Source organism: Breznakia blatticola (assembly GCF_004365815.1).
Lineage (GTDB): Bacteria > Bacillota_I > Bacilli_A > Erysipelotrichales > Erysipelotrichaceae > Breznakia > Breznakia blatticola.
On sequence record NZ_SODD01000095.1, the window covers coordinates 1 to 1,138 of the forward strand.

At 33.5% G+C, this 1,138-nt stretch carries 1 protein-coding gene; it reads left to right on the forward strand.

Annotated features, from left to right (window positions below; genetic code table 11):
- Window positions 1–99: 99 nt before the first annotated feature.
- Complete coding sequence (locus EDD63_RS11495; protein WP_134171456.1) at window positions 100–1,101, forward strand: IS1595 family transposase; 1,002 nt, start codon at window positions 100–102, stop codon at window positions 1,099–1,101.
- The last annotated feature ends 37 nt before the right edge of the window (window positions 1,102–1,138 follow it).

Sequence of the window (1,138 nt, forward strand, 5' to 3'; positions counted from 1 at the left end):
GGCTTAATTCAACCGATGCGCACCTAACTTAGATTGTTACATGTATGATGATACATTGAAATGTAAGATTACCATATAAAAATAAGGAAGGTAACTACTATGAAACAATCTGTATTATTGAAGTCAATCGCTGCACTTACTCCATTTCAAAAAAGAATGTTGGAAACTAAATTGATTGACCTACTTAAACTCAACGAAATCGATAAAAATGCAAAACCTGATGTATGCCCTTGTTGTGGCAAGGAATCTAATATGATAAAAAAAGGATTCTGTCGTGGTAAACAAAGATACCAATGCAAGGACTGTAAGAAAATATTCTCATACAATTCTGGTTTAATTACCATGTACTCGAGACTGGAACGTAGTATGTTTCAACAAATTGTTTTTGATACAATCTCATGCGTCCCAATCAAAGAAACAGCGGCAAAGTTAGATTTGTCGATTCAATGTGTATTTGAGAATCGCCATAAAGTATTATGTGCCCTAGAACAGTTGCTTATAGTTGATGACGAAAAACTAAGTGGAACTATTGAAATAGACGAAACATATGAATTAGAGAGTCAAAAGGGGTCTCGTAATATTAAAAGAAAGGCTCGCAAACGTGGCGAGCCTTCAAACTTTAGAGGTTTATCCCATGAACAAGTATGTATCGTCACCACAACAGACAGAAATGGACATGAGATATTTAAAGCAGTCGGTTATGGTAAACCAACTAGTATTAGTATACTTGATAACTTCGAAAGAATGCTAGTAAAAAAATCAGTCATTTATTCTGACGGAGCCTTTTGTTATAACCAACTTGCAAAAAATGAGAAATGTGAACTAGTACCACTAAAGACACATCATTCATATAATCAAGTTGAACATATCAATACGGTAAACAGTATCCATGGCATGATAAAAACTCAATTAGCTAATTACCGTGGAGTAGCAACGAAATACATGAATCGATATTTAAGTTTATTTGTATTTATACGTAAATTTCTTGATATGGATGATAATGAATGGTTACCAATCATTCTGAGAAAACTCAAAACCCTTCATTTTACCATCACAAGAAATGCTTTAAAGACACATAAATTATTCAGTACTTATCAGTGATTTATCGAGACTTGGTATGCACTGGTTGAATTAAGCC